Annotated in this window: 23 protein-coding genes; 11 read left to right on the top strand and 12 right to left on the bottom strand. The window is 65.6% G+C overall.

Going from position 1 to position 19992, the window contains the following annotated elements:
* Nucleotides 1-10: 10 nt before the first annotated feature.
* Nucleotides 11-1102, bottom strand: coding sequence for an LLM class flavin-dependent oxidoreductase (locus tag Q8M85_RS22975; protein WP_305549308.1), 1092 nt, complete (start codon nt 1100-1102; stop codon nt 11-13).
* Between the two features lie 115 nt (nt 1103-1217).
* Between Q8M85_RS22975 and Q8M85_RS22970 the strand changes: the two genes are divergently transcribed.
* Nucleotides 1218-1772 carry a winged helix DNA-binding protein gene (locus tag Q8M85_RS22970; protein WP_305549304.1) on the top strand — a complete coding sequence of 185 codons (555 nt, stop codon included), beginning with the start codon at nt 1218-1220 and terminating at the stop codon, nt 1770-1772.
* Between the two features lie 64 nt (nt 1773-1836).
* Here Q8M85_RS22970 and Q8M85_RS22965 read toward each other — a convergent pair whose 3' ends face one another.
* Together Q8M85_RS22965 and Q8M85_RS22960 are read right to left on the bottom strand one after the other, a co-directional pair.
* Nucleotides 1837-3348, bottom strand: a complete 1512-nt coding sequence (locus tag Q8M85_RS22965) for an NAD(P)/FAD-dependent oxidoreductase (protein ID WP_305549301.1) — start codon at nt 3346-3348, stop codon at nt 1837-1839.
* A gap of 15 nt (nt 3349-3363) precedes the next feature.
* Nucleotides 3364-4131 (bottom strand): SDR family oxidoreductase, encoded by a 768-nt coding sequence (locus Q8M85_RS22960; protein WP_305549298.1) that lies wholly within the window; start codon nt 4129-4131, stop codon nt 3364-3366.
* 169 nt (nt 4132-4300) lie between these two features.
* Here Q8M85_RS22960 and Q8M85_RS22955 point away from each other — a divergent pair, with 169 nt between their 5' ends.
* On the top strand, nt 4301-5269 hold the full coding sequence (locus Q8M85_RS22955; RefSeq protein ID WP_305549294.1) for an AraC family transcriptional regulator: 969 nt from the start codon (nt 4301-4303) through the stop codon (nt 5267-5269).
* Here the strand turns inward: Q8M85_RS22955 and speB are convergent, their stop codons facing one another.
* Both speB and Q8M85_RS22945 read right to left on the bottom strand, forming a co-directional pair.
* The gene (gene speB / locus Q8M85_RS22950) at nt 5270-6244 is read right to left on the bottom strand and encodes an agmatinase (protein WP_305549291.1); all 975 of its coding nucleotides are present in this window, start codon (nt 6242-6244) and stop codon (nt 5270-5272) included.
* A gap of 136 nt (nt 6245-6380) precedes the next feature.
* Nucleotides 6381-7670, bottom strand: coding sequence for a C13 family peptidase (locus Q8M85_RS22945; protein WP_305549288.1), 1290 nt, complete (start codon nt 7668-7670; stop codon nt 6381-6383).
* Nucleotides 7671-7877: 207 nt separating this feature from the next.
* Here Q8M85_RS22945 and Q8M85_RS22940 point away from each other — a divergent pair, with 207 nt between their 5' ends.
* From Q8M85_RS22940 to Q8M85_RS22930, 3 genes are all read left to right on the top strand, one after another.
* The gene (locus Q8M85_RS22940; RefSeq protein ID WP_305549285.1) at nt 7878-10376 is read left to right on the top strand and encodes an FAD-dependent oxidoreductase; all 2499 of its coding nucleotides are present in this window, start codon (nt 7878-7880) and stop codon (nt 10374-10376) included.
* A 231-nt stretch (nt 10377-10607) separates the two neighbouring features.
* Complete coding sequence (locus tag Q8M85_RS22935; RefSeq protein ID WP_305549282.1) at nt 10608-10844, top strand: hypothetical protein; 237 nt, start codon at nt 10608-10610, stop codon at nt 10842-10844.
* A gap of 56 nt (nt 10845-10900) precedes the next feature.
* On the top strand, nt 10901-11206 hold the full coding sequence (locus Q8M85_RS22930) for a hypothetical protein (protein WP_305549279.1): 306 nt from the start codon (nt 10901-10903) through the stop codon (nt 11204-11206).
* Here the strand turns inward: Q8M85_RS22930 and Q8M85_RS22925 are convergent.
* On the bottom strand, nt 11203-11532 hold the full coding sequence (locus Q8M85_RS22925) for a metalloregulator ArsR/SmtB family transcription factor (protein WP_305549276.1): 330 nt from the start codon (nt 11530-11532) through the stop codon (nt 11203-11205). The two genes, Q8M85_RS22930 and Q8M85_RS22925, sit on opposite strands and share 4 nt — an antisense overlap.
* A gap of 193 nt (nt 11533-11725) precedes the next feature.
* Here Q8M85_RS22925 and Q8M85_RS22920 point away from each other — a divergent pair, with 193 nt between their 5' ends.
* From Q8M85_RS22920 to Q8M85_RS22900, 5 genes are all read left to right on the top strand, one after another.
* Complete coding sequence (locus Q8M85_RS22920; protein ID WP_305549274.1) at nt 11726-12055, top strand: AtpZ/AtpI family protein; 330 nt, start codon at nt 11726-11728, stop codon at nt 12053-12055.
* 2 nt (nt 12056-12057) lie between these two features.
* Nucleotides 12058-12813: a F0F1 ATP synthase subunit A gene (locus Q8M85_RS22915; RefSeq protein WP_305549272.1), complete on the top strand. Its 756-nt coding sequence runs from the start codon at nt 12058-12060 to the stop codon at nt 12811-12813.
* 42 nt (nt 12814-12855) lie between these two features.
* On the top strand, nt 12856-13092 hold the full coding sequence (locus tag Q8M85_RS22910; protein WP_125325857.1) for a F0F1 ATP synthase subunit C: 237 nt from the start codon (nt 12856-12858) through the stop codon (nt 13090-13092).
* 68 nt (nt 13093-13160) lie between these two features.
* Entirely contained in the window at nt 13161-13685 is a 525-nt protein-coding gene (locus tag Q8M85_RS22905) for a F0F1 ATP synthase subunit B' (protein ID WP_305549266.1), read from the top strand.
* A gap of 3 nt (nt 13686-13688) precedes the next feature.
* Nucleotides 13689-14243 (top strand): F0F1 ATP synthase subunit B, encoded by a 555-nt coding sequence (locus Q8M85_RS22900; protein WP_305549263.1) that lies wholly within the window; start codon nt 13689-13691, stop codon nt 14241-14243.
* Nucleotides 14244-14394: 151 nt separating this feature from the next.
* Here the strand turns inward: Q8M85_RS22900 and Q8M85_RS22895 are convergent, their stop codons facing one another.
* The 5 genes from Q8M85_RS22895 to dgcA form a co-directional block, all read right to left on the bottom strand.
* Nucleotides 14395-14694: an AzlD family protein gene (locus Q8M85_RS22895; protein WP_305549260.1), complete on the bottom strand. Its 300-nt coding sequence runs from the start codon at nt 14692-14694 to the stop codon at nt 14395-14397.
* Nucleotides 14691-15377, bottom strand: coding sequence for an AzlC family ABC transporter permease (locus Q8M85_RS22890; RefSeq protein WP_305549257.1), 687 nt, complete (start codon nt 15375-15377; stop codon nt 14691-14693). The genes Q8M85_RS22895 and Q8M85_RS22890 overlap by 4 nt, the downstream gene beginning before the upstream one ends.
* A 187-nt stretch (nt 15378-15564) precedes the next feature.
* A complete protein-coding gene (locus tag Q8M85_RS22885) occupies nt 15565-16014 on the bottom strand; it encodes a YaiI/YqxD family protein (protein ID WP_305549254.1) in 450 nt (149 codons plus the stop codon).
* A gap of 102 nt (nt 16015-16116) precedes the next feature.
* Nucleotides 16117-16980 carry a D-amino-acid transaminase gene (locus Q8M85_RS22880; protein ID WP_305549251.1) on the bottom strand — a complete coding sequence of 288 codons (864 nt, stop codon included), beginning with the start codon at nt 16978-16980 and terminating at the stop codon, nt 16117-16119.
* 4 nt (nt 16981-16984) lie between these two features.
* Nucleotides 16985-17947, bottom strand: a complete 963-nt coding sequence (gene dgcA / locus Q8M85_RS22875; protein WP_305549248.1) for an N-acetyl-D-Glu racemase DgcA — start codon at nt 17945-17947, stop codon at nt 16985-16987.
* A 139-nt stretch (nt 17948-18086) separates the two neighbouring features.
* Here dgcA and Q8M85_RS22870 point away from each other — a divergent pair, with 139 nt between their 5' ends.
* Nucleotides 18087-19043, top strand: a complete 957-nt coding sequence (locus tag Q8M85_RS22870) for an L-malyl-CoA/beta-methylmalyl-CoA lyase (protein WP_305549246.1) — start codon at nt 18087-18089, stop codon at nt 19041-19043.
* Between the two features lie 31 nt (nt 19044-19074).
* Here Q8M85_RS22870 and Q8M85_RS22865 read toward each other — a convergent pair whose 3' ends face one another.
* Nucleotides 19075-19926 (bottom strand): DMT family transporter, encoded by an 852-nt coding sequence (locus Q8M85_RS22865; RefSeq protein WP_305549243.1) that lies wholly within the window; start codon nt 19924-19926, stop codon nt 19075-19077.
* Between the last annotated feature and the right edge of the window lie 66 nt (nt 19927-19992).

Genomic DNA, 19992 nt, shown 5'->3' with positions numbered 1-19992 from the left:
TTCCGTTCCCTTACCTGATCCCGGCCGCTGCCAGTTTCGGCAGCACCGTATCGCGGAAATAGGGGAACTCCTCGACATAGTCGACGAAGGACAGCGTTGTCCCGGCAAAGCCCGTCGCGTGAAGCTTCAGGATGCCCTCGGCCACCTGATCCGGCGTGCCGATCAAGGGAAAGCCGCCGTGGCCCAGCGCGAAAAGGTGCTTGATCTGCGCCAGAAGGTCATGCGGGAAACTGTGGGCATGGGCGAACTGCAACCGCACCAGATTGTCCACCGCATCGGTATCGGCGTTCTCGACCGCCGTGTAATCGGCATAGGCCTTGGCCTCGGCCTCGGTCGGGCGGCAGATGACGTGGCTGAAGGTCAGCACGTTGACATCCCGTCCCTTGGCCTTGGCCTGCGCCTTCAACTCCGCGATTTCCACCTTCGACCGCTCCAGGTCGATGGCCGGGGTGAACAGGAAATTGGCGTTGTCCGTGGCGAACTCCCGGCCCTGGGGCGAACCAGCCGCATTGATGATCGGGACCGTGCCGCGCAACGGCTTCGGATCGCCCTTCACCCGCTTTGCCTTGAAATACTTCCCCTCCCAGTCGAAGTGTTCGTCCGAGGTCCAGAGCTTCTGGATCAGGTCGTACCATTCCTGCGCATAGGCATAGCGCGTCTCGTGGTCATCGGGCAGCGTCAGGCCCAGCGCCTCGTATTCCGGCTTGTTCCAGCCCGCGACGATGTTCAGCCCCGCGCGGCCGTGGCTGATGTGGTCAATGGTCGCCATCTGTTTCGCGACGACAACGGGGGGGTTGGCCGCAGTGTGGATCGTGGCGAAAACCGCGATGTTCTTCGTCGCCGCCAAAAGGCCCGCCGCCCAGGTCATCGTCTCCAGCACGCCACCATGAAAGTCGGTCTCGCCGCCGTAGCCGATCCAGCGGGCAATCGGCAGCATGAAGTCGATCCCGGCCTCGTCCAGCATCTTGGCGAGTTTCAGGTTGTTGTCCCAGCTGTTGACCCAGCGTTCGGGCGCCTTGGTGGGCGTCATCCCCGAAGAACAGTTGGTCGAGAAAGTGCCAAGGCGAAAGCGATCGCCCGAGAGCATCGGGTGGTGCGGCATGTCGGTCTTCCCTGTTCCAGTTTTGATGGTATTTTATGCTTGAAAGTCTATCGTAAAATCCATTTGCGTCAACGGCCCACTGCGGCCAGACTCCCGGAGGGCGGAGGCAAGTCCGATGACTGAGAAAAAGCTTCAAACTCAAAACGATGGCCCACACCGAGGCCTCGACTGGCATTGGCATCTCGCCGAAGGACCGGTCGAGGTCGACACGACCGAACTGGAATTCGCCCTGATGCGCACGTTCGAGGGATTCGGGCGCTGGCAGTCGGAATGTCTGGCTTCGGTCTGCGATCTGGCCGCAACGGGGCCCGAGAATGCGCTCTTGCACATCATCCGCATGAACGACCGGCCGAAGACCATCAAGGACCTTGCGCGCCTTACCAACCGCGATGACGTGCCCAACATCCAGTATTCGCTGCGCAAGCTGATCGGGGCGGGCCTGATCCTGCGCAAGGGGGCCGGGCGGTCGGGCGTGACTTACGAGGTGACCGACGAAGGCCGCCGCGTCACCGACGACTACGGCGCGGTGCGGCGGCGGCTTCTGATCCAGGCGGTCGCGGGCGTCCCCGGCTTTTCCGATCGGCTTGCCGAGGCGACGCGGGCGCTGAACCTGCTGTCAGGCATCTACGAGGAAATCTCGCGCGTCGCCGCCACCCACCGGCGCAACTGACACCCGGTTGCCCCTCACCCCATCCCTCTCCGCCAGGGGGAGAGGGTCCGGGTGACGGGGAAGATCAGGCGAGCGCCGGCTTGATTGCAGGTGCGCCTGCCTTGTCCAGACGGCGGTGCAGGTCGCGCGCCACCCGGGCATAGCGCCCCGGCTTGACCGGCATCTGCCACTCGATGAATCGCTGCACCGGGCCGATCGACAGGTTCATGTCCGCCAGAAGCTCGTCGATCTGGTGCATCGAGAACGGGATGATGTTGGTCCCTCGTGCATGTTTGCCCTCGGTCCGCTCCTCCATCCAGCGCAGGCGGCGGTCGGTGGCCGCCCGCTGTTCGGCCTCGGGTGGCAGCGGCAAGGCCCCGCCCAGCAAAGACGCGATCCACAAGGCCCCCATCTCGGCCGACAGGGGCGAGAAGAAGGACGAGTTGTAGCCGTTGAAGGCCAGATTCCTCACCCCCGTCGGCAGGATGCAGCGGTAAAGCCGGAAGTTGCCGCGATCGTCCATGATCCGGGCCTGCAGATCGGCGTCCAGGAACGGCACCTCCTGCCGCCAGCCGGTGCCGCAGATCACGATGTCGGCCGGGATCTTCTCCCCGGTCTTCAGCAGCGCAAAGCGCCGTCCGCCCTCGACGATCAGCTGGTCGATGGCCGTGTCGCGCTTTATCGCGATCCGCCCCTTGGCGACCAGATCGAAGAACCCGTCGGTCACCAGCGACACGGTGGACCGCGCGATCCGCTCGAACGACCCACGCGGCAGGGCGCCCAGTTTCTTCAGCTTCAGCTGCTTCGTGATGACCGACTGCACCGAGCCGAGCATCGAGTTGCGGACCGGCTTCCCCGCACCATGCAGGAACTTTTCGACCCCTCTCAGGGTGATGTAGGGGAACAGCCCTTCGCCCATCCGGGTCAGGAACAGGTACTTGTAGTTCAGCACCCCGCCCAGTTTCTTCGGCATCTTCCAGATCAGCTCGCGCGCCACGACGGTCATGCTGGCCGCCGCCTCGACCAGACCCACGGCCACGTCGCAGGACGATTTGCCATATCCGATCACCACGACATGCTTGCCCCGCGCCTGATCGAGGTCCAGGAACTCGGACGAATGGCAGATGGTGCCGCCCGCCGCCCTGAACTCACCCGCGCCCGGGAAGTCGGGCACGGCGGGGGCCGAGAAGATGCCGTTGCAGATGGTCAGGAAATCGAAGCTTTCCGATTGTTCCGGCTGGCCCTTGGGCTGGAAGGTGACCGTCCAGCGCCCGTCCGGCCCCTGCGCGGCATGGGTGACGGGGGTGGAAAGGCGGATCAGCGGCTTCAGGCGGAACGCGTCGGCATAATCGTTCAGATACTCCTGCACCTGCTGGCCCGAGGGCCATTCGGGATAGTGCTTCGGCATCGGAAAGTCGGACAGGCAGTAGGTGTCCTTGCCATTCTGCGTGCTGACGCCGGGGTAAAGCCGCGTCTTGCTCCACACCCCGCCGACGTCGTGGACCTTTTCGAAGACGGTCACGTCATGGCCGAAGTCGCGCAGATGGCGGGCGGTGGTCAGGCCGGCGAACCCGGCCCCGATGATGGCGATCTTCATGGGGTCTCTCCGGGTTCAGGACATCAGAAGCGGGATCGCGGGGTCTGCCCGTTCCGGCCCCATCGCGGTATAGCCGCCGTCGACGCAGATATCGGTGCCGGTGATGAAGCTGGCCTCGTCCGAACAGAGGAACAGCACGGCCGAGGCGACCTCTTCGGGGTTCGCCACCCGACCCAGAAGGTGGAACGGGGCGGCGACGCTGTCGGTCTTGGCACGATTGCCGTTGGTCAGCTGGTCCATGATGTTCGACCAGGTCCAGCCGGGGCTGACCGCGTTCACCCGGATGCCCTTCGGCGCAAGATCCATCGCCTGATTGCGCGTCAGCTGCAGGATCGCGGCCTTCGACACCGGGTAAAGCCAGCGCCCGGTCTGCGCCACCCGCGACGAGATCGACCCGAAGTTGACAATGGCCCCCCGGTTCTTCGCCAGTTCCGCCTCAGCCGCCTGCATCAGGATGACCGACCCCACAAGGTTGACGTCCAGGCTCTCCAGCCACTCCGCCCTCGTCGAGGCCGCGCCGTTGTCCAGGTAGGAACAGGCCACGTTGACCAGAAAGTCGATGCGGCCGAAGCGGTCCTGCGTCGCCTGCACCAGCGCCGCGATCTGGGCGTCGTCGCGCAGGTCGCAGTGCTGGAAACCCACCCCTTCCGCGAATCCCCCGCCCTCCGCGATGTCGGCCACCATGACCTTTGTGCCCGCCGCGACGAAGGCATCGACCACCGCGCGCCCGATCTTGGTGCAGCCGCCCGGCACGATGGCCACCTTCCCGCCCAATCCGCGCATTGTCTTCCTCCCGGTTTTTCTTTGAATTTGAAGGAATTCTGGCGGACCGGGCGCAGGGGTCTATCCGGGCTGCGCGGGAACTATCCAGAAAACGAAAAAATCGACGCCCAACCGCGCCGGATCGCCGCAGGGCGTGTTAGCCTTGACGCCGATAGCCAGGGGCCGCCGGATGACCAGACCGCTGCTGCGCAACCACACGCTCTTCCACTCGCGCGATCTTGACGAGGCGCGAGAGCGCGTTGCTGCCGTCTTCTGCCCGCACCGGCTGGAGACGCTGGGCGCGCGCAGCCTGTTTGACGCCTGCCACCACCATCTGCCGGGTGAGCGGCTGTCGCTGAACTACATCGAATATGGTGCAAAGACCCTGATCGCGCCGGGCGAATTGGGGAACTTCTACCTGTTGCAAATCCCGCTTGACGGCGGGGCCGAGATCACCAACGGGCGCGACACCTACCTCTCCACCCCCGACCGCGCGGCGATCCTGAACCCGCACCTGCCGACCCGGATGACCTGGGAGGAAGGCACCCGGCAGGTCCTGGTGCAGATCTCGCGCCGTGCGATGCAGGACCATCTGGCCGCCCAGCTTGGAGGACCCTCGGACCGGCCGCTGACCTTCGACGGGCCGCTCGACATCGCGTCGGGTCCCGGAGCGGCGCTGCGGCGGCTGGTGATGTGGCTGGTGGCCGAGGCCGATGCCGGCCAGCCCCCGATCGGGCCGGGGCTGATGGCGCGGCAGATCGAAAGCACGCTCCTGTCTGGCCTTCTGGAAGCGCAGCACGACCATCAGGCGCAGCTGGCCCGCAGCCGCGCAGCGCCCCGCCCCCGCCACCTGCGGCTGGCCGAAAGCTTCATCGAGGCGCATCTGGACCAGCAGATCACCATCGAGGATGTGGCGCAGGTCGCAGGCATATCGCCCCGCGGGTTGCAACTGGCCTTCCGCGAACACCGCGGCACCACGCCCCTGGGCTTCTGGCGCGAGGCACGGCTGGCGCGCGTCCACGCCGACCTTCTGGCCGCCCCGCCCGGCACTCGCGTCACTGACATCGCGCTGCGCTGGGGCTTCACCCATTTCGGCCGCTTCGCCGAGCTTTACCGCACGCGCTATGGCCTGTCGCCCCGTGATACGCTGAAGGGCTGACTAGAACGTCAGCCCCGAAAACCGCGACGGGTTCTGCGGCACGCCAGGCAGGACGCAAAGCATCTCGTAAAGGTAATTCGCCGCGATCAGCGCGGTGTTGCCTGTCGGGTCGTAAGGCGGCGAAACCTCGACCAGGTCGCAGCCCACCAGGTTCAGACCGGCGCAGCCCCGGATGATCTCCAGCCCTTGCCAGGTGGTCAGGCCCCCAGGCTCCACTGTCCCGGTCCCCGGTGCAAAGGCCGAATCCAGGCTGTCGATGTCATAGCTCAGATAGACCGGCGCGTCGCCGATCCGGTCCCGCACGATCTGCATCAACGGGGTCAGCGACTTGTGCCAGCACTCCTCGGCCTGCACCACCGTCCAGCCCTTGTCGCGGCCCCAGTTGAAGTCGTCCGCCGCATAGCCGGTGGCGCGCAGGCCGATCTGGAACACCTTGTCGTCGATCAGACAGCCATCCTCCCAGGCCCGGCGGAAGGGGCAGCCGTGGGCGACCTTCTCGCCGAACATGGTGTCGTTGATGTCGGCATGGGCGTCGATGTGGATCAGCGCGACGGGGCCGTGACGCTCCTTGATCGCGCGCAGGATCGGCCAGGTGAGGGTATGGTCGCCGCCCAGGGTCAGCGGGATCACCCCCTGCGCCAGAACCTCGCGGTAGTGGGTGGTGATGATGTCCACCGTCTTTTTCAGATCAAAGGTGTTGATCGCCACATCGCCCAGGTCCGCGACCTGCAGATGCTCGAAGGGCGCCGCCCCCGTCGCCATGTTGTAGGGCCGGATCATGCGGCTCTCGTCGCGGATCTGCCGGGGGCCAAGCCGTGTGCCGGGTCGGTTACTGGTCCCGTGGTCCATCGGAATTCCGATGAAGCCCGCGTTCAGCCCCTTGGCGCTGGCGGCAAAGGGCAGCCGCATCATCGTTGCCGGCCCGCCGAAACGCGGCATCTCGTTGCCGCCAAGGGGTTGGTTGAAACGGGTCATGCTCGGGCCTTCCTGTTGGTCCGCGCCAGCCTTGCGCAGAACCCGCGCGACCACAAGCACCCCTCCTCGTGCGCCTTCGGCTTCTCGTCGGAGAGCGCAGCGAGGAGCGACGAAGTCGAACGACGAGCGCCCCCGTTCAGCGCGCCAGCACCCGGTCCAGCACCAAGCCGATTTCGGCCCCCTGGCTGATCTGCGGCAGGCTGGGCGTCAGCTCATCCGCCAGTTCTTTCCGCGTCACATCCTCTACCGCGATCGGGAAGGCCTTGCGGGGGTCCGGCTCGGCCCGCAGGGCGCGGTGAAAGAAGGACTCGCCGAACTCGGTCCATTCGGCCCCGTCGCGGCAGCCGAACGACGTCCGGTCCGCCCGCGCTGCGGCGATGACCAGCCGATCCGGGGCCGCCAGATCGTCGATGAACGATCCAGAATAGCAAGCCAACACCACGATCATCGCCGCACCGATGCCGCTGTCGTCCAGCATCTGCCGGAACTCCGGCGCGGTCAGGTCGGTCGTCCCCGCCTCGGGGAAGTCCAGCGAGAAAAGGTCTTCTCTCCCGTGCGAGGTCAGGAACAGGATGGCCAGGTCCTCCTCCCCCTGCCGCGTGCCGATCTCTTTCAGCGCCCGCGCCAGGTTCGCCCGGTTCGCCATCGGATAGCGCGTCGGATGGTCGTGGCTGTTGGCCAGCCGCAAGGTCCGCATCCCCGAGCCATACTGGGCATCAAGGATCGCCGAGACGCTTTCAACCTCGGTCAGAAACACCGACTGGTCCGCCGTGCCGCCCAAGGCCAGCGCAAAGACCTCGGTCTCGCCTACGGTCTGGGGCGCAAGCGCGGCCACCTGCTCGCCCATCAGCCGGTCTTGCACATCATACAGCGCCTCGACGTCGACCGGAGTGTAGTCCTCGGCCCATTCGGCGTCGGGGAAGACGTAAAGCTCATCGACACTGAACCAGCGCAGGACGATGTCCTTCGTCCCCAGGAAGACCACCGCCATCACCAGCCCTGCCCGCAGCCATTGCCGCAAGGGCGCGCGCAGAAGCCAGACCAGCAGTGCCACTTGCAGCAGGTGCGACAGGTTGCGGATCAGATTGACCCCCGCCTCGGTCTGGTAAAGCTGCGGCGCTTCGCGGAACAGCGTCCAGAGAGCCAGGTTCAGCACCGCCATCAGCAGGAACAACAGCGTTACGCTGCGCGCCAACAGGTCCATCCGCCTGACCAGCCCCAGCGCAATCACCAGCCCCGCAACGATCACCGCGCTTTGCGCCACCGCCGTTTGCACGCCCCAATGGGAAATCTCACCCCCCGGCCCGAAATATCCCATCTGAGCCGCGATCTCGGCCAGCCAGGACAGGACAATCGCCGCCAGCGCCACCAGCGCGGGCCGGGCGGACTTGGGATGCTCTACCGTGAACGATTCTGTCGATTCCATAGGGCGAGTTCAAATCCAGGAAACGGGCAACACTGCGGCAAAGCGGTGGAAAGCCCTTGCTTTTGGCTGTGGCGTCCGGTCCGGCAGCGCACCGCGTCGGGTCAATACCGACAACATGTCGTTTTCTGACGCCAAAGGTCGGGTGGACTTGCCCGGTTTCCCCCGGCTCTGGCAGATAGGGGCAAACCTATTGCGGGAGTCCCTTCCATGAAAACCCATGTCAAAGCCCTCGTCGTCGGCGGCGGCGCAGTCGGCACCGGGATTGCCTACCACCTGGCGAAAGCGGGATGGGACACGATGCTGGTCGAACGGGACGAGCTGACCGCCGGGTCGACCTGGCACGCGGCGGGGCTTCTGCCGCTGTTCAACATGAGCTACGCGACGACCCACATCCACAAATACTCGGTCGACTTCTACAAGGGGCTGGAGGCCGAGACGGGCCTGAACCCCGGTTTCTACGTCGTCGGCAACCTGCGCATGGCCCAACACCAGCAGCGCATGGACGAATACATGCTCTACTCCTCGGTGGCCGAGACCGCCGGGGTCTACCATGAATTCCTGAAACCGAGCGAAATCAAGGACCGCTGGCCGCTGGTCCGCACCGAGGACCTGATCGGCGCGCTCTACCACCCGCAGGACGGCTACATCAATCCGGCCGACGTGACGCAAGCCATGGCCAAGGGGGCCCGTCAGTTGGGGGCCACCATCGAACGCAAGATCCAGGTCGACGGCTACCGCTGGACCGGGTCGGAATGGATCGTCTCCTGCACCCGGCTTGAGGAAAAGGGCGGCAACCTCGTCGCCACCGACGACCGTTTTGAGATCACCGCCGAACATGTCGTCACCGCCACCGGCAACCACGCCCAGCGCACCGCCAAGCTTCTGGGGATCAAGACCCCCGCCGTCGTCGTCGAACACCAGTACATCGTGACCGAGCCCGACCCCGCCCTTGTCGAATGGCGCAAGACCAACCCGCAGCACCCGGTCCTCCGCGACGCCGACGCCAAGTGGTACGTCCGCGAAGAACGCGGCGGCTGGATCCTTGGCCCCTACGAAAAGGGCGCCCCCGCGCGGTTCCAGTATGGTGTCCCGGAAAGCTTCCGTGCCGACCTCTTCCCGCTCGACCTCGAACGGATCGAGCAGGAATACATGTCCTTCATCCACCGGATTCCGTCGTCGGAAACCGTGGGCCTCAAGGACGATTACAACGGCCCGATCTGCTATACCCCCGACGGCAACCCGCTGGTCGGCCCCGCCCCCGGCCTGCGCAACATGTGGCTGGCCGAGGGCTTCTCCTTCGGCATCACCGCTGCGGGCGGCACCGGCCATTACCTCGCCCAGCTGATGACCGAAGGCGAAGCCGAGATCGACATGGCCAGCCTCGACCCCAAGCGCTTCGGCGGCTGGATGACCACGGAATACGCCTCCCGCAAGAACGAGGAATGCTACGACCACGTCTTCATCCTGCACCACCCGGATGAGGAACGCGAAGCCGCCCGCCCCCTCCGCACCGCCCCGGCCTATGACCGCCAGAAAGACCTCGGCGCGCAGATGGGTCAGGTGAACGGCTGGGAACGCCCGAACTACTACGGCCCCAAGGACGCCCCCGCTGACTTCGACCACAACTCCCGCAGCTTCCGGCGCGGTGCCTGGTGGCAATATGCGAAGGCCGAGGCCGAAGCCGTCCGCAACACTGTCGGCATCATCGACGCCAGCGCCTTCACAAAACACCTCGTCCGTGGCCCAGGCGCGACAGCCTTCCTCGACCACTTCACCTGCAACAAGCTGCCGAACGTGGGCCGGATCAACCTGACCTACGCCCTGACCGACCACGGCACGACGCGGACCGAATACACCATCGTCCGGCTGAAGCAGGACGAATACTACCTGATCTCGGCAGGTGCCTGGACGGCCTATGACTACGACTTCCTGCAAAAGGCCGCCGACGACTGGATGGCCGAAGGCAAAGGCCACATCGACATCCACGACATCACCACCCAGTGGGGCGTCTACGCGCTGGCCGGCCCCAACGCCCGCGCCCTGCTGAAGGACATCGTCAAGGACGCCGACCCCGACACCGTCCTCGGCAACAAGCGCTTCCCCTGGCTGAGCTACCGCGACATCGAGCTTGGCATGTGCCCCGTCCGCGCGATCCGGGTGGCCTATACGGGTGAGCTTGGCTGGGAACTCCACTACCCCATCGAATTCGGCCGCTACCTCTGGGATCTCCTCCTGAAAGCGGGCGAAAAGCACGGCCTGAAACCCGTCGGCGCCCGCGCGCAGAACTGGCTGCGGCAGGAGAAATCCTACCGCGCCTTCGGCAACGAGTTGGGCCGCGACGCGACCCCGCTGGAGGCCGCGCTTGACCGCTTCGTCGACTTGACCAAGGACTTCCGCGGCAAGGAAAAGATGCTGGCGACCGGCATCCGGTCGAAATGCGTCACGCTTCTGATCGACGGGCCGGATGACACCGATCCGTGGGGGAAAGAGGCGCTGATCCATGACGGCATCAAGGTCGGTCGCCTGACATCGGGCGGCTATTCCGTGGCTTTCGGCAAGCAGATCGGCATGGGCTACGTCCCCGCCGCGCTGGCGGAACCCGGCCAGAAGCTCAAGGTCAAGATCCAGCTTCAGGAATGGGACGCCGTCGTGACCGAGGACAGCCCCTTCGACCCGACGAACGCCCGCATCCGCATCGACGGGTAACCGATTCTTCAAAGACATCGCATCGGAGCCTTCGAAGGCTCCGGTCCGAGTTCCTTGAAGTTTTCGGCTCAGCACTGACCGGGCGGAATACGGCTTGGCCGGTTACGCGCGTCTTGAAGCGCGTCCTGCCGCCCCCATCTTTACCCGATGGCCGCCAAGCAAAGACGGGAACGCAGGTTCCAACGACAGTTCGACGCGCTGGGGCGCCTCGTTCCACCCCTGCGCGGCCCGATGTCCACACTTCGTCAGGACAGCTGGTTTCCGATCCGCTTCCCCGTCGCTCTCCTCCTGATCGCGGGGGGCGTCTTTTCCTTCCTCCCCGTCCTCGGTGTCTGGATGCTGCCCCTCGGGTTGCTTCTGCTGGCCGTCGACCTGCCCGTCTTGCGGGGGCCGATCTCGGCCTTCATCATCCGCGGTCGACGCAAGGCCCGCATGGTCATGAACCGCTGGCGCGCCCGGCGGCGCTAGCGACTGTCGCACCTCTGTCATGGCGACGGCCTATCCTGCACGCAGAGGGTCCCCAGATGTCGCGGCGCGAGCGCAGGTTTCACCGGCAGTTCCAGGCTTTGGAGCGCCTGGTCCCGCCATTGCGCGGGCCTCTGGCACATTTGCGGCGCGGCAGCTGGATGCCGGTCCGCCTGCCCCTGGCAATCCTGCTTACAATCGGAGGACTCTTCTGGTTCCTGCCGATCCTTGGGCTCTGGATGCTTCCTGCGGGCCTCCTCCTTCTGGCCGTCGATCTGCCGCATCTGCGCGGGCCGATCTCGACCGCAATCATCCGGTCTCGGCGCGCCACGCAACGCTGGCTGCGGCGCAGACGAAGGCCCTAGTCTTCTTCCGCCAACTCCTGTTCCAGGAACCGCTCGAAAGCGTCCAGGTCCAGCGGATCGACCTGCCCGAAGGCGCGCATCCAGACGGTCGCCTCGCGCATCGCCTCGGGCTCCAGCTTGCACCAGATCACCCGGCCACGCTTTTCCCGGCTGATCAGGCCCGCGTCGGACAGCACGGTCAGGTGCTTCGAGATGGCCGCAAGGCTCATGGCGAAGGGTTCGGCCACGTCGGTCACCGCCATGTCGTCTTCCAGAAGCATGGCCAGGATCGCCCGCCGTGTCGGGTCGGCCAGCGCGGCAAAGACGGCATCAAGGCGATTGCTCATTGCGGGGTTATCCTGTGGCCTGACGCGATCGTCAACCTTCGGGTTGAATATGTAGACCGGCATGGTTGCCATGCCCGCGACATTCACCCCACCACAAAACAGCCATTTTTCAATACCTTGCAGCACGATCTGCCTGCTTGACTCTGCACCCCCCGCTCCGTAGAACCGCGACGACTGTGAAGGGACTTGGCCGATGGCGTCCGAACCCGATCCCGACCGTCTGCAGGCGCTGGAAAAGCGACTGCAACAGGTCAAGGGAAAGGCTGCGCCAGAGCGGACCAACACGGTCAAGGGTTTCTCGCAGGGCGAGGTGGCCTGGAGGATGGTGATCGAGCTGGTGACCGGGATGCTTCTCGGGATGGCCATCGGTTACGGGCTTGATGTGCTGTTTGGCACATTGCCGGTCTTCCTGATCATCTTTTCGCTCTTCGGCTTCGCCGCGGGCGTCAAGACGATGCTCGGCTCGGCAAGGCAACTGGCACGGAAGGCGGCAGACGAGGCCGCCAAGGACAAAGGGAACTGACGATGGCGACGGAAGAGCACGCTGGCGGACTGCAGATCCACCCGATGGATCAATTCGTGGTCAAGCCGCTGTTCGGCGACGGCCCGATCGAGTGGTATACCCCGACCAACGTCACCCTCTGGATGGGCATCGCCGTCCTTGCGATGATCGCGCTGCTGGTTCTGTCGACCCGCCGCCGCGCCATCGTCCCCTCGCGCGGGCAGTCGGTGGCCGAGATGTTCTACGGCTTCATCCACAAGATGGTCGAAGACGTTGCCGGGCACGAAGGCCTGAAGTTCTTCCCCTACATCATGACCCTCTTCATGTTCGTCTTCCTGTCGAACATGCTGGGCCTGATCCCGATGTCCTTCACCACCACCTCGCACATCGCCGTCACGGCGGTCCTGGCGCTCCTGGTGTTCCTGACCGTCACGCTGGTCGGCTTCTATCGCAAGGGCATCGGCTTCCTGTCGATGTTCTGGGTGTCGTCCGCACCGCTGATCCTGCGCCCGATCCTGGCGATCATCGAGCTGATCTCCTACTTCGTGCGGCCGCTCAGCCACTCCATCCGTCTTGGCGGCAACCTGATGGCCGGTCACGCCGTGATCAAGGTCTTCGCCGGGTTCGCCGGCGCGATGGGCGTCGCCTCCGTGGTCCCGATCGCCGCCATCGCCGCGATCTACGGCCTCGAACTTCTTGTCGCGGCCGTTCAGGCCTACGTCTTCACCATTCTGACCTGCGTGTACCTGCGCGACGCCGTCGGCGACGCACATCACTAAGGTTCGGACCACCAACCAACAGCATTCCAAAGGAGAGACATCATGGAAGGCGATATCGCAGAAATGGGCAAGTTCATCGGCGCCGGTCTGGCAACGATGGGTCTCGGCGGCGCCGGTATCGGCGTGGGCCACATTGCCGGCAACTTCCTGGCGGGCGCCCTGCGCAACCCGTCGGCTGCCCCCGGCCAGATGGCCAACCTCTTCGTCGGCATCGCCTTCGCCGAAGCTCTCGGGATCTTCTCGTTCCTGATCGCGCTTCTGCTGATGTTCGCCGTCTGATCTTTTTGGGCTGACATCCGGGCCGGGCACCGCCCCGGCCCAGGTTCCAAAAGTTCAGGAGAGGCCACATGGCAACCGAAGCACATGGCGAGGCGGGAAAGGCTGTGGGCATGCCCCAGCTCGATTTCTCGACCTGGCCGAACCAGATCTTCTGGCTTCTGGTCACGCTGGTCGTGATCTATCTCGTGCTGTCGAAGATCGCCCTGCCGCGCATCGGCGCGGTGCTGGCGGATCGCAAAAGCACGATCACCAACGACCTTGCCGCAGCCGAAGAGCTGAAGCAGAGGGCCGTGGCCGCCGAGAAGGCCTATAACGACGCGCTGGCAACTGCCCGGACCGAAGCGGCCAAGATCGTCGCCCAGGCCAAGGCCGAGATCCAGAAGGACCTCGACGCCGCCACCGCGACGGCCGACGCCGAGATTGCAGCCAAGGCTGCGGAATCGGAAAAGACCATCGCCGTGATCCGCGACGGGGCTGCTGCGGCGGTTGCCGAAGTGGCGCGCGACGTGGCCGGCGAACTGGTTGCTGCCTTGGGTGGCAAGGCCGATGCATCGGCGGTGACGGCTGCCGTCACGGCACGGCTGAAAGGGTAAGCGATGAAGAAGCTCTCCATCCTCCTCACCCTCTTCGCCTCGCCGGCGATGGCGGCCACGGGTCCGTTCTTCTCCTTGCAGAACACGAACTTCGTGGTCCTGATCGCGTTCCTCTGCTTCATCGGCCTTCTGGTCTACATGAAGGTCCCGGCCAAGATTCTGGGCATGCTCGACGCCCGGGCCGCGACCATCAAGGCCGAACTCGACGAGGCCCGCGCCCTGCGGGAGGAAGCCAAGTCGATCCTCGCGACCTACGAGCGTCGGCAGAAGGAAGTCCAGGAACAGGCCGACCGTATCGTCGCCCAAGCCAAGGACGAGGCGATGTCCGCCGCCGCCCAGGCGAAAGAGGACCTCAAGGCCTCGATCGCCCGCCGCCTTGCCTCCGCGACCGAACAGATCGCCTCAGCCGAGGCCGGTGCGATCCGTCAGGTGCGCGAGCAGGCCATCTCGGTGGCGATTACCGCTGCGGGTGAAGTCCTGTCGAAGCAGATGACTGCCGATGCGGCATCGGCCTCGATCGACGACGCCATCGCCCAGGTCGAAGCCCGGCTGCACTAGGCCGTACCAAACCCGAACCCAATACCGGCGGTCCCGCAACGGGCCGCCGGTTTTGCTTTGCGCGGACCGCTCGTCGAGCACTGTTCGTGCACTCCTCGCTGGGGTGCCCCCCTCACGACGAGGAGACGAAGGCGAACGAGGAGTATTCGTCTCAAAGACCCGCCCAGCGCAGCAGTGCCACCACCGCCACCCCCAGCAGCGCCGCAGCCACGTCGCTTCGCAAGACCAGCGTCAGCCCGACAACAGAGGCCAGCGCCAACCCTTCCGCCAGCCCGCCCCCCTGCATCGCCAACGCCGTGATCCCGGCCATCACCGCCAGCGGCGTGGCCCGCAGCGCCGCCTCCACCCGGGGCGACACCGGCACGAACCGCATCAGGGTGAAGCCGGCCACCCGGCACAGGAACGCCGCCGCCGCCATCACTGCCAACAAGACCGGGAAGCTTTCGCTCATGTCTCGCCGCGATGCACCAGAGCCGCCGCCGCCGCGCCTGCAAGGCCCGCCCCGATGATCGCCGGGGCCGGACCGAACACCTGGAAGACCGCAAGCGCGGCCCCTGCCCCTACCGCCAAGGGCAAGAGGTCGGCCCGCGTCCGCGTCATCGCCGTCATCATCGCCGCTGCGAAGCAGGCCAGCATCAGGTCGAACCCCAGCGCCTCGGGCCGTGGCAGGACACTGACTGCCGCAGCCCCCAATGCCGTCCCCGACAGCCAGCCCACCGCCACCGGCGTCCCGGTCCCCGCCAGATAGGCCCGGTCCACTTCTCCCGACCGGATTGCCCGCATGGTCATCATCCAGTTGGCATCACCCAGCAGCAAAAGGCTGCCATAAGCCCGCAAGGGTCCCGCCGACCACAGCCAGGGCTGCAAGGTCGCTCCGAACAGAAGATAGCGCGCGTTGATCACCAGGATCGTGGCAAACAGCGCCCAAAGCGTCGCCTCGCCGGTCTGCAGCAGGTTCACCGCCGCCAACTGCGCTGACCCCGAATAGATCGCCGCGCTGGTGGCCACGGCCTTGCCGACGCCAAACCCGGCCTGCGCCGCCACCAGCCCGAACCCCACCCCGTAGGCGAAGATCGACACCGCCAGCGGCATCCCATCCCGCGCCCCGCGCCGGAATCCGTCGAAGGAAAACAACACCCGGCTCATCGCACCCGTAGGTCGGGGTTCACCCAGACTCCCCGGCCCGACACCCGCGCAACTCTATGCTTCCGAAGCGCCACTGCAACCCCATCGTAGGGTGCGCTACAGCGCACCGCCGCCGCCAAACACCCCGCACCACGCGGACCCGCCCCGTAGGTCGGGCTTCAGACCGACTCTCCGATCAAACCCGCGTCGCAGACCGTACGACCCGGTCCAGCACGTCCAGAAACCGACTCCGGTCCGCTTTGGAGAACATCTTGCCTCCGCCCTGTCGGAACGGATCAGCCGACCGCAAATCCTGCATCAGATCCCTCGTCGCCAGAGCCATCCCGACGTTGGCCGCCGTCAGCTCTTCGCCGTTGTGCTTGACCACCCGCGCCCCTGCCGCCACGCATTTCGCCGCCAAGGGAATATCCCCGGTGACGACGACATCCCCCGGCCCGCAAGCCTCGGCGATCCACTTGTCGGCCTCATCCGGCCCGCTAGAGACGAAGACGCTCTCTACGAACGGGTTCTGCGAGGGCCGGATCCCCCCGTTCGACACCAGCACCATCCGCACCTTGTGCCGGGTGGCGACCGTCTCGGCCTCGGCCTTCACCGGGCAGGCATCGGCGTCGATATAGATCGTCATGCGGCCCTCAGCCACCCATGGACAGGGGTTAAGAAACCCCTAACAGAAAATCGCAAGCCCTTGATCCCAAAGGCAACGCCGCATTTGTCCACCGTGGACACCTCAGATCGCCGCCTTGCGCATCTCGTCCAGATAGACCTCCCGCAGCCGCATCGCCACCGGCCCCGGCTTGCCGGACCCGACCGGCTTGCCATCCACCTCCACGACAGGCATCACGAAGATCGACGCAGCAGTCGAGAACGCCTCATCCGCCCCTTGGGCCTCCTCTGCCGTGAAGGGCCGCTCCTCGATTTCAAACTGGGCCTCCGCTGCAAAGCGAAGCACCGCCGCCCGGGTGATCCCATGCAGGATATCGTTGCCCAGCTGGCGGGTGATGATCCGGTTCCCCTTCACGATATAGGCGTTGTTCGAGGTCCCCTCGGTCACCGCCCCCGCCTCGTCGGTGAACCAGCTGTCATCGACACCCGCCTTCTTCGCCGCCATCTTCCCCATCGAGGGATACAAAAGCTGCACCGTCTTGATATCGACACGGCTCCACCGCAGGTCCGGGATCGTGATGACCTTGAAGCCCGTCTTCGCGGCGGGCGCATCCGCCAGGTTCGGGATATCCTGGGTGAAGGCCACCACCGTCCCCGGCACGTCTGCCGCCGGGAACATGAAGCTGCGGTCCCCCGGATTGCCCCGCGTCACCTGCAGGTAGATCATCCCCTGGTCGATCCCGTTCAGCGAAACCAGCTCGCGGTGCATCGCCAGCAGCTCTTCCGCCCCGATAGGGCAGCTCATATCCAGCTCCTTCAGCGACCGCTCCAGCCGCCGGATGTGGCCGTCGAAGTCGATCAGCTTGCCGTCCAGCACCGAGGTCACCTCATAGACCCCGTCGGCCATCAGAAACCCCCGATCAAAGATCGACACCTTCGCTTGCGCCTCGGGCAGGTAGTCGCCATTCACATAGACGGTGCGGGTCATGCTGTTATCCCCATAGAAGCGGCGAAGCCGGATGGATGTGGCGGTCGTCGTAGGTGACCGGATGGTCGCGGTCCTGCGCCATGTCGGAGGGGCCGTCAAGGTCAGACCAGTCGGCCCCTTGGGCCACCAGGATCGCCGGGGCCATGGAAAGCGAGGTCGAGATCATGCAGCCGACCATCACCCGCAGCCCCAACCGCAGCGCCTCGTCCCGTGCCCGAAGCGCCTCGGTCAGGCCCCCGGTCTTGTCCAGCTTCAGGTTCACGACGTCGTACTTGCCCAGAAGCCCGGGCAACGAGTCCGCGTCATGGGCGCTTTCATCGGCGCAGACTGGCAGCGGGCGGGCAATCTCGGCCAGCATGTCTTCGGCCCCCTGCGGCAGCGGCTGTTCCACCATTTCCACTCCCAGGCGGATCAGGTGTGGCGCAAGGTCGGAGTATACCTCCGGCGTCCAGCCCTCGTTCGCATCGACGATGAGCCGGACGTTCGGCGCTCCCTGTCGCACCGCCTCGATCCGCGGCATGTCGGCGGGGGTTCCAAGCTTGACCTTCAGAACCGCCCGGTGCGCATTGCGGGCGGCAGCAGCGCGCATGGCCTCGGGAGTATCGAGAGAGAGGGTAAAGGCAATCTCTACCGGCCTCGGTTCGGCAAGGCCCGCAAGCCGCCAGACCGGCTTGCCGGAAGCCTTCGCCTCAAGATCCCAGAGCGCGCAATCCACCGCGTTCCGGGCGGCGCCGGGTGTCATGACCGTCTGCAACTCGCGCCGCGTGATCGCTTCCGGCAACGCGAGAATGGCGGCAATGGCCGCCTCCACTGTCGCGCCATAGCGGGGATAGGGCAGCCCTTCGCCCCAACCGCGATGGCCACCGCGCGTGACGGTTGCGGTGACCACCCGCGCCTCGGTCTTGGAGCCACGCGAAATGGTGAACGGGTTGCGAAGCGGGAACGTCTCGGCCTGGGCGGTGATCATGCGCTGACTTTAGCGAGCCGGAGCGGGCGGTGGAAGGCGCAAGGTTTCTGCAAGCGCAAATGGAATGTTGCACTGCGGCACGCAACATAATAACCCTGGGCCAGCAACCCACGTAATATCCTTACCCACAGGAATCCCCATGAGCTTCCGCCTGCAACCAGCCGCCCCCGCCCGCCCGAACCGCTGCCAGCTTTTCGGCCCCGGCTCGCGACCCGAGCTTTTCGCCAAGATGGCGGCTGGTGCGGCGGATGTGATCAACCTGGACCTGGAGGATTCGGTCGCCCCGGCGGACAAGCCGCAGGCCCGGGCGAACATCATCAAGGCAATCTCGGAGGTGGACTGGGGCCGAAAGACGCTGAGCGTGCGGATCAACGGCCTCGACACGCCGTTCTGGTATCGCGACGTGGTGGACCTCTTGGAACAGGCGGGTCCAAGGCTGGACCAGATCATGATCCCCAAAGTCGGCTGCGCGGCGGATGTCTATGCGGTGGATGCCCTCGTGACGGCCTGCGAGGCTGCGGCGGGGCGGACAAAGCGGATCAGCCTTGAGGTGATCATCGAAACGGCGGCGGGGATCGCCCATGTCGAAGAGATCGCGGCCAGTAGCCCCCGGTTGCAGGCGATGAGCCTGGGGGCGGCGGATTTTGCTGCCAGCATGGGGATGCAGACCACCGGCATCGGCGGGACGCAGGAGAATTACTACATGCACCGCGAGGGGGCGAAATACTGGTCCGACCCCTGGCACTGGGCGCAGGCGGCAATCGTGGCGGCTTGCCGGACACATGGCGTTTTGCCGGTGGACGGACCCTTCGGCGATTTCAGCGACGAAGAGGGCTTCAAGGCCCAGGCACGGCGGTCGGCGACGTTGGGGATGGTCGGGAAATGGGCGATCCACCCCAAACAGGTGTCTCTGGCGAACGAGGTCTTCACGCCCTCCGAGGCGGCGGTGACCGAGGCGCGCGAGATCCTGGCGGCGATGGAGGCGGCAAAGGCGGCAGGCCAGGGCGCGGCGGTCTACAAGGGGCGGCTGGTGGACATCGCAAGCATGCGGCAGGCCGAAGTGATCGTGCGGCAGGCGGAACTGATCGGCGGGTAGCGCAAGCGTAGGGTGGGCGGTATCGCCCACCCTACTTTCGGGTCAGCGCAAAGATTCCCGACCCCACGACCAGCGCCGCGCCGACCCATGTTGCAAGGTCCGGGCGCTCTGCGAAGAGGAGCATCGCCAGCACCATAGCAAAGATCAGCCGGGTGTAGCGGAAAGGCGTAACGGCCGAGACTTCACCCGTCCGCATGGCATAGGTCAGGGCATGGTAGCCGAGAACGCCGAAGACGGTTCCTCCGGTCAGGTAGGCCAGGCCCGATTGTGTGGGAACCGTCGCGCCGCCGCTGAAGACGAGCAGGATCGCCCCGGCCGTCGCCAGCATCGCAAAGCCCAATGCGCCAAGCTGGCGGTTGGACAGCCCGCTGGGCGCGGCCCGTGTGGCGAGATCCCGTCCGGCAAAGCCCAGAAGGCCGACGACGGCGAGGAGCGAGAGTGCAGAGAAGTCCGAGCCCGGGCGCAGGATGACCAGGACCCCCAGAAAGCCCAGCAGCACGGCAAGCCAGCGGTGCGGGCTGACCCTTTCGCCAAAGACCAGTGCGGCACCGGCGACGACGACCAGGGGCGTGGCCTGCAGGATCGCCGAGGTGGTTGACAGCGCCGTCAGGGTGATTGCCAGGCCATAGAAGAGCCGGCCCGTGATCTCGAATCCGCAACGGACCAGCATGGGGCGCGACAGGAAGGCGGCGGGCAGCAACGCCTCGCCCTTGCTGACAGCCATCGCGGCAAAGACCAGCATGCCGACAAATCCGATGGTCAGCAGCACCTGGCCCAGGGGAAGGCTTGCTGCGGCAGCCTTGACGAAGACGTCTTCGACCGCGAAGCCCGCCATGGAGGCGGTCATGTAAAGCGCGCCGCGCTGGTTGTCGGTCAGGGGCAAGCAATCCTCCTCGAGCCCTGCGCGCACGCGTTGGTGACGCTGAGCGAGGAGCGTACAAAGCGCTCG

It is taken from the genome of Tabrizicola sp. (assembly GCF_030694085.1).
In the GTDB taxonomy this organism is placed as follows: domain Bacteria; phylum Pseudomonadota; class Alphaproteobacteria; order Rhodobacterales; family Rhodobacteraceae; genus Tabrizicola.
Note: the sequence above shows the minus strand (reverse complement) of the source record. Positions and strands in the feature narration are given on the sequence as shown.